Genomic DNA, 8,083 nt, shown 5'->3' with positions numbered 1-8,083 from the left:
TTGTCTCTTTCATCGCCGATTTCTCAACGTAAAGTGCTTACTCTGTAACGATTATACTCGATTTGATCTTTGTTGAGCGTTTAAGTCCCATTAGTGGGGACAGGGTGTGGGGTGTAGGGTGTGGGGTGTGGGGTTTTACCAATTTTCAGGAAAAAAGTAGCTGAATTTTCCTCCCAATCACTCCTAGCTAGGGTCTGCTGAAAAAGTTTTTCGGTGGGGGTTGGGGGTTGGGGGTTGGGGGTTGGGGGTTGGGGGATGGGGGATGGGTTTTACCGATTTTCAGGTGGTCAACTACCTAATTTTCAGAGAAAAAGTACCTGAATTTTCCCCCTGATCACTCCCATGCCTGGTACTTTTTGATTGACAAAAAGTCTAAAAGTCTTACCCAACAAGGTTTTTAGATTTATTCAGCAGACCCTAGCTAAGGCACTTTTTTGGGGAAAAAGTCTAAAAGTCCTACCCCACAAGGTTTTTATACTTATTCAGCCCGCCCTATCTAGGGATTGCCACCACCAACAGCGATGCCTGTACCATAAATCTGAGCATTTGTCAAGTTAATTCTCTCCATCGATGCACCTGTCACATCGGCATCATAAATCACGGCACTGGTGAAATTGACTCCATCGAGATCAGCTTGATTCAAACTGGCATTAGTCAGAAAAGCTGCGGTCAAATTTGCGCCTTCCAGATTGGCATCGGTCAAATCTGCGCCCTCTAAGTTAGCTTCCTCCAGATTAGCTCCCTGTAAATTCGCTTTTCTCAAATCAGCACCGATTAGATGCGCCCCCCTTAAATCTGCACCGCGGAGATCACAGCCCGGACATTCCCGCGTATTCAATAATTGTTGTACCTGTTGAGGATTTTCCGCACCGACGGGGTTAATCAGCAGTAAGGAAGCTAGGGAACCTAGGGCAATCATTAAAGTCCTTTTCATCGTTTTAGCCTCCTCTTTCGTTTTCCTCTCTACTTTTAGGATAGGAAAAAAGCTGCTAACCAACTTCCCCCGATCGGGCTAATTCTCCTGTTATCTTACTTTTGCTTGCTTTTGCTAGTCGATCTCTCCTTTCATCACCGTTGCGATCGCTGATCGGGCATTTTCCTTAAATTCCTTGACATCGACGCGACTTAATAACCAAACTGCCAGGAGCATTCCCAATGCTTGCACGAGGAAAACTAAGCTGTAGGCTAAAACCGGACTAGAAAAGACAACTTTACCGATATTTAAAATCGTACCGCCTAAAACCGTGGCCAATCCCCTTGCGATCGCTTGTGATAATCCCCAAGCGCCGATAAAAGTTCCTGCGGTTTCGGCAGCGGTTAAATCTAACATTAAACTGGTAGCCCCAGCAGTAATCATTCCCGAAGCTAAACCGAAAAAGAGCAAGCTTGATTTTAATAAACTTTGACTAGCAGAAAAGCCGGCAAAAATCAAGAGAATAAAACAAATTGTTGCAAAAATACAGCCATATTTAGTAGTTTTTTGTTTACCGATGCGGGGAATGAGCATAAATCCCGTGGCAGCAATACCAAAAAGGGTTCCGGTTCCCCAAAAAGCGTTTAATTGGGTGGTTTGGGCGATACACATCCCAAAAACCTCGCCGCCAAAGGGTTCCATAATTGCATCCTGCATAAATAAACTCAAAGTCATCATCAGCAGGAAGGTGAAAAATAAACCGGTTTGCCGACTAGCGGTGAGAACTTGTAGGGCATCTTTGAAGGTAATTTGATCCTCTCTTTGCACAAGAGTGGACCGACTACTAAAACGAGAATATTTTTTTTCTACGCCAAAAGTCGCCAAAATGCAGAGACCGAAAACGATAGCGGGCATAATCGTGAACACGGGGTTAATATTCGCCTGTAGTTGCGGAATATTGGCTATAGGGGCTGATTGGGTCGGATCATAGGTCAAAATATTTGTACCGCAGATATTGGGAGTATCCAGCAAACGAGAACTAACGATCGCCCCGACGACAATTCCCACCATTAGCATTGACCAAACTATACCAACTAATTGCGATCGATTATCTTCATCGGACACATCCACCAAGAGGGCAGCAAAAGGGGTAGAACTGGCGCTTAAAGCCAGTCCGTAGAGGGCGAAAATTAAGGCTAAGAGGGCAATCCAGGCGTAGGAAATGGTACTCCATCCCGAAGTTTGAATACTAAGTCCCAATTGCCAGACTACTTGCAAAGCAATAAAAGCTAAAGCGGTAAAAACTGCCGCCCCAATCCAGACATAACCGCTGCGATGATGACTAAAAATAGTTTTACCATCGGATCTTTGCCCAAACCAGATGCGCGCTGGACTAACAAACTGGTGCATAGCGATCGCAGCTGCGGCGAGAAAGGGTAAAACTTTTAACTCATCGATCATAATCCGATTGAGAACCCCCAAAGTCAGCAGGGACATAATACCTAGTCCCATTTGAAAGAGTCCTAAGCGAAACATGGTGAAAAGTCCCAGTTTTGGCAGGGTTTTTGGGGATGAGTGAGTAGAATTGGAGATATCGCTGGTAGCCATGGTTAAATCAATACAAAAAAAGCCAGTATTTAAAAATTTAACGCAGGACGAGCAGACATCTTCTGGGGATTTAAGTTTCTATCTCCGATAACTAAGTGGTCAGATATGTCAAGCTGGCAAAATCGAGCAGCGCTTCTCCTAAAGTTTCTAATTGTTCTGGAGATAGTTCTTGGATTTGTTGGCTTACAGTTGAGGATATTTCACCTGGGCGACGGTTAGGTAGCCGTAGAATCAAAGAAACCGCTTCTTATCGTCTTCCTTTTTCCCGGATATCCTGATAAATGACTGATTCGCGCATAATTTCTTCTCTTAATAAGCTTCTGATGATTTCCTTACTTAAATACTAACCCCGCCAGAATTGCTGTAGCGGCGGCTAAATTGCTTTTTTCAGTTCTACCTCGATATTATCAATTTTTGGGGCTACTTTTGCTAATATTTTCCTATTGTATTATCCATTTTCTGAATTTATCCATATCATTATTGACTACTGCTTTAAAGGCCACGTTAGCATCAATTATCATCCTTGTAAAATAAGTATTTATCGGCGGTATTTCAGTATCACTTTCGGTTGCCAACAAATGTTTACTGATTTCTAAAATAAGTCTTAAGCTGTATTGCTTATTTCTTTTTGAAGAATATTCTAAAAGCTGACTTTTTGTTTTACTACTATGAACTAGCAATGGGATAGATATTATATTATCTAGATCATTTTTGACATCGATTATTGCTTGTTTTATGTTATCCAAGCAAGTTTTATGATCAATGAAATTACCACGAATCACACTTATATATTTATCTTGTTGACTATTTTTCTGCTCAAAATTATCAAAAATTAATTGGAAGTTTTCAATAAAATTACTTAAGCTCATCTGGATATATTCGTTTCTCGTTGCTAAATTATAGGCAAAAGTAATTAGTTGCTCATTAAGATTAGGAGGAAACTGTGTTCTCCTCGTCATTAGCGATAAAGACCTCAAATCGTCTAACTGTATGTTCGAGTTAATCGAGAGCGCAAAAAATGGAGATTTCTACGCTTGCATCTTCCCCATTGTCCTCCCCGATGCCAAAATCTACAACCCCAAAGACCGACTAAAATGCACTCAATACTGGGAAACCCAAAGTAACGAACTAGAAGAAACCATGAAACAGGGAGGACTCACCAACCGGCGAGGAATTATCGACGATCTAAATCTTTACACCGTGATCCAGAAGTCAAATCGGAAAGTGCTTACTCTGTAATGATTATAATCGATTCGATCTTTGTTTAGCGTTCAAGTTCCATTAGGAATAAATTGGGTCTTTTTCCAGCAAACCTAGCAATTTTTGCATTTTAATCCAAACTCTTCTCATTTGCCAGAATTTACTTTTTTCCATGGCGGCTATTTTACTGTCAGCTTTTTGTAATTCCTCGTCTCTTTCTCGATAATCCAATTGGGTTTTTTGCAAGTCTTGTTGTAATTCTTGTTCATGAATTTCTAATTGTTTAATTCGTTCTCTAGCCTGTTCCAACTGAGCGAATATATCGACTTTTAAGGTAACTAAAGCAGCAAAAATGGCTTGGATATTTTGGGAGTAAAGTTGGCGATGATTATAAAAAAGTTGGGTATAGGAATAAATATAGTGTTCTGCGGTCATTGAGCGACTCATAGAATCAGCTTTTTGTCGATAGAAAAATAACACTTCCGGGATACGATAGACTTCTCGACCTAATTCGATCAGAGATAGCCAGAAATCGTGATCTTCCCAACCATAAATTAAATTAGTATTATAGCCCCCCACAGTTTCCCAGTCGGATTTCCGAAACAAACCGGAGCAAAATATCATATTATCTACTAATATATCAGGAAATTTATACTCAGGCAGCGGCCAAATTCCTTGTCTATCCCCAAAATACTCCGCTTCGCAATAAACTATACCTAATTGCTCATTACCTTCTAGCAAAGTAACCGCTTTTTCTAGATAGGAATCGGCAATTTTATCATCGGCATCAAGGGGAAGAATATAGGTTCCTTGCGCTTGGGCAATTCCTAGATTTCTGGCTGTGGCAACCCCTTGATTTTCTGTGCGGATGATCCGGGTTTTTGGCTGTTGATAATTTTGTAAAATCTCGATGGTTTCTGGTTCTGTGGATCCATCATCAACGATCAGGATTTCAAAGTTTTGGTATGTTTGCACTAAAATAGATGTGATCGCATCATCAAGATAGCGACCTTGATTATAGCAAGGAATAATCACGGAAACTTGAGGAACATGACTCATTGAGGGAAATTCTCTCCTACTCGAGCAAAAACTAGGTTATCAATAGCTTATCCCAAAAGTTCCCCTTTCTCGTTTTTCTAAGTGAAGGAAGTGTTGATATCCTCACTAGCAATTTCGGGATAGTAGGACATATTATGGATAAATTCTTAAATTATTCCGATTGGTGGACAAAATCACCCAATTGGGTGATCCCCGTGAGGGAAGCATCTCTTTTTAATAGAGGATAAGTTATTCAATAATCCGATTATCATTACCAATGATCCTTAATCATGGAAGCTCATCAACAAAAACAACTCCGCACTTTCCTCTTGGAAAAATTAGCAATTTCCCCCCGTTCCCTCGATATGGCTGTGCGTCTCTGTGAAGCATCAGTGGGTTCTTTACCGATGGTTCTGTGGCAGTACGGTTTAATCGATTTGTCGCAATTGAATCAAGTTTTTGACTGGCTGGAAACTGTATAATTATTTTCCAAGAATATGCTCATTAATTATCATTTTTATTAAGAGAATTGACCAAGTTCCAGAGCAGCGAGTTCCTGCAATTTATTTATTAAGTCCCGTTAAGGTTTGCCATGGCAGAAAATCTCACCTTTGCTGGGACTAATTAAACCAGCTATCATCGGCTATTTCCCCCCGTTTTAATTCGAGATTGATCTGGTATAAAATACTAATTTCTCGCCTCGATCGCCTTTTTGCTTGTCATGAAAGTAAGGTAGAAACAAACTTAATATAGCATAGGTTCTTGAGTTAGGCATCGACTATATGGAACTCTTTCAGGGCCGGATAGAAGTTGAGATTTTCATGACCCGGACGACTGAGTTTAATCAGGGCAAACCGTTGGGATGGGGGCAATTTTTGCCATTGTTCTAAACTAATTTCGATCTGGAATTCTCTGGCTTTTTCTCGGACTGTGTCGGGAATCTGGCTATCATCTAGCCAAGCAGGATCGGGATCTATTGCTAGTTCTTCCGGGGGATTGCCAGTTTTTTCGGCGATTAATTTTTGCAGAAAATCTCGATAGATTTTGGCTTCTGCTGCCGTCGTACAAGCCATATTAACTAATACCATTCTTTCCGGTTGACTCAACTGCATCCAATGGGATAATTTTAATTTAACTCCACAGGTATCTAGTTTCATTCTCACGGTCATTGGGATACAACGTAAGGAGTCAACAAATTCGGCTTCAAAGTCGAAAAAGGTGGTCATATCATTTTATTGGTTTGCTGAGTATAAATCTATGATACAGTGCCGTGGGATAATTGCTGGGCAAAATGGCATTTTATTGGATAAAATTGGCTCTATATTGATGACTAGAAACGAGAATTTCCTCTATTTCCTGCCATTTTTCTCCTGCAATATAGTCAACAATTTGATCAAGATTTTGCCGATAATTTGCTAAAGATATCAATAAAGCTTGACGATTGTATTTAGCCATCATTAAACCTAATTCGGGATTGCCACCACCGACGCGACTGGTATCGCGAAAACCAGAACTAGCTAAATTTTCCGCTAATTGGCGAATATTCAGGTCTTGTTCTTTCGCACAAGCTTGGATTAAACTGGTACTAATCATTACTGGCAGATGGGAAATCCATGCCACGGCTCGATCGTGTTCTTCGGGGGAGGAATAATAAATTTTACAGCCTAATTTCTGCACGATTTCAGTTAAGATTTCCACGGCAAAGTTAGGGGTAGATTCAAGGGGAGTAATCAGATATGGGGCATTGACAAATAAACCAAATTGTGCTGCATTAATTCCCTGTTCGGTTTTCCCAGCCATGGGATGACTACCGACAAAATTTGGCCACAATTGGCCACAATTGGCTACAATTGCCCCTTTAACTGATCCCACATCGGTGACAATGGTTTGGGTTTTTAAATAGGGAGTTAATTTTTCCAAAGTTGGCACAATTAAATGTATAGGAGTACAGATAAAGATTAAATCGGCAGTAGCTAATAATTCTAAACTGGTGCTAGATTCATCTACCACTCCTTTTTGTACAGCGATATCACAGGTGTATTGTTGACGAGAAACTCCCAAAACTTTATAACCTTGTGAGCGGAAATCTAAGCTCAAGGAACCACCAATTAAACCCAGTCCAATAATGCCAATATTCATTAGGTTTACTCAAAGATAATTTCGTCTTCTAGTCGCCAAGCAGGATCGACAATGCACAAGAAAATTAAGGGTTCCTCCCCACAATTATGAATATATTGTTTAGCTAGAGGAGGTATATAAATGGCAGCACCGACAGTCACTAACTGCACTTCCTCATCGATGTGCATTTCCCCTTGTCCTTGCAAAATATAATAAACTTCCGCCGTTTTTAAAGCGTGGGGAGTAGAAGTTTCTCCCACATCTACCTGGGCGTGGGCTAAACTATAACGTAGATTTAACGGCTGTTTATCGGGATGCAATAACTCGCGCAATCGGGTATGATCACCGGCGATGAATTCCTCACATTCGAGCAGTTTTCTGATTAACATAGTAAAATTAAACCTCGAAGATTGTTTTTATTTTATCATTGAGTCAAAAGCTAAAGACTAATAGCCGTTATCATAGAAATATTCAGCATCGCCAGAATTAACGAATGACTTGGTTAGAACATAGTGTACAGGTAGAAGTGGACGCACCGATCGATCTGGTTTGGGAGCTCTGGTCAGATTTAGAACAAATGCCCCAGTGGATGAAATGGATCGAATCGGTGAAAATTCTAGAGGAGGAGCCAGAGCTTTCCCGTTGGAAGTTAGCCAGTGGTGGTCTAGAATTTACTTGGTTGTCACGGATACTGAAAATTGTCCCCCACCAGATGATTCAATGGGAATCCGTGGACGGGTTGCCTAACCGCGGGGCAATTCGTTTTTATGACCGTCATGGTAGGAGTATTGTGCGACTGACAGCAGCCTATGCTATACCAGGTTGGTTAGGAAAATTGATGGATAATCTTTTCCTCGGTCGAGTGGTGGAATCAACCCTGCAAGCCGATCTAGAGCGTTTTCGCCTTTATGCTCTCAATATTGTCAATAATACGCCGCCAAGGTGAGGTAATAATCGGCAGTAAGCTGTTGACTATCTAAATTGCTCGTTAAGACTGTCTATGAGCAGGGAGCAGGGAGCAGGGAGAGGGTGGTGAGCATTTGTACTAAAATTCCCCCACGCGGTTTGAACGCAGGGTAGTGATCCGATAGTAGTGGCGTAGCTCCCTTGCTTATCTAGCCTGAGTTGTGTAGAATATTGACTAATAAAAATAATTACCTGATAAATGTCAAGAATTTGCTTTTTATGATTCAAGAATTTGCTTTT

General features: G+C 41.0%; 10 protein-coding genes and 1 pseudogene. 3 read left to right on the top strand and 8 right to left on the bottom strand.

The window, feature by feature from the left end:
* Positions 1–496 precede the first annotated feature (496 nt).
* The 4 genes and pseudogenes from IM319_RS10915 to IM319_RS10900 form a co-directional block, all read right to left on the bottom strand.
* Positions 497–934: a pentapeptide repeat-containing protein gene (locus tag IM319_RS10915; protein WP_002796262.1), complete on the bottom strand. Its 438-nt coding sequence runs from the start codon at positions 932–934 to the stop codon at positions 497–499.
* 114 nt (positions 935–1,048) lie between these two features.
* Positions 1,049–2,521, bottom strand: a complete 1,473-nt coding sequence (locus tag IM319_RS10910; protein ID WP_287735599.1) for a BCD family MFS transporter — start codon at positions 2,519–2,521, stop codon at positions 1,049–1,051.
* Positions 2,522–2,612: 91 nt separating this feature from the next.
* Positions 2,613–2,954, bottom strand: a pseudogene (locus tag IM319_RS22495) (DUF4351 domain-containing protein); the annotation flags it as partial.
* A gap of 7 nt (positions 2,955–2,961) precedes the next feature.
* The gene (locus IM319_RS10900; RefSeq protein WP_287735597.1) at positions 2,962–3,390 is read right to left on the bottom strand and encodes a hypothetical protein; all 429 of its coding nucleotides are present in this window, start codon (positions 3,388–3,390) and stop codon (positions 2,962–2,964) included.
* A gap of 121 nt (positions 3,391–3,511) precedes the next feature.
* Between IM319_RS10900 and IM319_RS10895 the strand changes: the two genes are divergently transcribed.
* Positions 3,512–3,760 (top strand): hypothetical protein, encoded by a 249-nt coding sequence (locus tag IM319_RS10895; RefSeq protein WP_287735596.1) that lies wholly within the window; start codon positions 3,512–3,514, stop codon positions 3,758–3,760.
* A gap of 42 nt (positions 3,761–3,802) precedes the next feature.
* Here the strand turns inward: IM319_RS10895 and IM319_RS10890 are convergent, their stop codons facing one another.
* On the bottom strand, positions 3,803–4,780 hold the full coding sequence (locus IM319_RS10890; RefSeq protein ID WP_287735595.1) for a glycosyltransferase: 978 nt from the start codon (positions 4,778–4,780) through the stop codon (positions 3,803–3,805).
* A 269-nt stretch (positions 4,781–5,049) separates the two neighbouring features.
* Between IM319_RS10890 and IM319_RS10885 the strand changes: the two genes are divergently transcribed.
* Complete coding sequence (locus tag IM319_RS10885; RefSeq protein ID WP_286824399.1) at positions 5,050–5,241, top strand: DUF2949 domain-containing protein; 192 nt, start codon at positions 5,050–5,052, stop codon at positions 5,239–5,241.
* A 285-nt stretch (positions 5,242–5,526) separates the two neighbouring features.
* Here the strand turns inward: IM319_RS10885 and IM319_RS10880 are convergent, their stop codons facing one another.
* The 3 genes from IM319_RS10880 to IM319_RS10870 form a co-directional block, all read right to left on the bottom strand.
* Positions 5,527–5,985: a nitrate reductase associated protein gene (locus IM319_RS10880; protein WP_287686080.1), complete on the bottom strand. Its 459-nt coding sequence runs from the start codon at positions 5,983–5,985 to the stop codon at positions 5,527–5,529.
* A gap of 73 nt (positions 5,986–6,058) precedes the next feature.
* Positions 6,059–6,898, bottom strand: a complete 840-nt coding sequence (locus tag IM319_RS10875) for a prephenate/arogenate dehydrogenase (protein WP_286824397.1) — start codon at positions 6,896–6,898, stop codon at positions 6,059–6,061.
* 5 nt (positions 6,899–6,903) lie between these two features.
* Positions 6,904–7,266: a cupin domain-containing protein gene (locus IM319_RS10870; protein WP_286824396.1), complete on the bottom strand. Its 363-nt coding sequence runs from the start codon at positions 7,264–7,266 to the stop codon at positions 6,904–6,906.
* A gap of 104 nt (positions 7,267–7,370) precedes the next feature.
* Here IM319_RS10870 and IM319_RS10865 point away from each other — a divergent pair, with 104 nt between their 5' ends.
* The gene (locus IM319_RS10865) at positions 7,371–7,823 is read left to right on the top strand and encodes an SRPBCC family protein (RefSeq protein WP_272083185.1); all 453 of its coding nucleotides are present in this window, start codon (positions 7,371–7,373) and stop codon (positions 7,821–7,823) included.
* Positions 7,824–8,083: the final 260 nt, after the last annotated feature.

This window comes from Microcystis sp. M113S1 (genome assembly GCF_020246945.1).
Lineage (GTDB): Bacteria > Cyanobacteriota > Cyanobacteriia > Cyanobacteriales > Microcystaceae > Microcystis.
Note: the sequence above shows the minus strand (reverse complement) of the source record. Positions and strands in the feature narration are given on the sequence as shown.

What these genes read in the sequence shown, in the direction of transcription:
- IM319_RS10880 (WP_287686080.1), bottom strand. Translation starts at nt 5,985, where the DNA reads ATGACCACCTTTTTCGACTTTGAAGCCGAATTTGTTGACTCCTTACGT.
- IM319_RS10895 (WP_287735596.1), top strand. Translation starts at nt 3,512, where the DNA reads ATGTTCGAGTTAATCGAGAGCGCAAAAAATGGAGATTTCTACGCTTGC.
- IM319_RS10875 (WP_286824397.1), bottom strand. Translation starts at nt 6,898, where the DNA reads ATGAATATTGGCATTATTGGACTGGGTTTAATTGGTGGTTCCTTGAGC.
- IM319_RS10865 (WP_272083185.1), top strand. Translation starts at nt 7,371, where the DNA reads ATGACTTGGTTAGAACATAGTGTACAGGTAGAAGTGGACGCACCGATC.
- IM319_RS10885 (WP_286824399.1), top strand. Translation starts at nt 5,050, where the DNA reads ATGGAAGCTCATCAACAAAAACAACTCCGCACTTTCCTCTTGGAAAAA.
- IM319_RS10900 (WP_287735597.1), bottom strand. Translation starts at nt 3,390, where the DNA reads ATGAGCTTAAGTAATTTTATTGAAAACTTCCAATTAATTTTTGATAAT.
- IM319_RS10890 (WP_287735595.1), bottom strand. Translation starts at nt 4,780, where the DNA reads ATGAGTCATGTTCCTCAAGTTTCCGTGATTATTCCTTGCTATAATCAA.
- IM319_RS10915 (WP_002796262.1), bottom strand. Translation starts at nt 934, where the DNA reads ATGAAAAGGACTTTAATGATTGCCCTAGGTTCCCTAGCTTCCTTACTG.
- IM319_RS10910 (WP_287735599.1), bottom strand. Translation starts at nt 2,521, where the DNA reads ATGGCTACCAGCGATATCTCCAATTCTACTCACTCATCCCCAAAAACC.
- IM319_RS10870 (WP_286824396.1), bottom strand. Translation starts at nt 7,266, where the DNA reads ATGTTAATCAGAAAACTGCTCGAATGTGAGGAATTCATCGCCGGTGAT.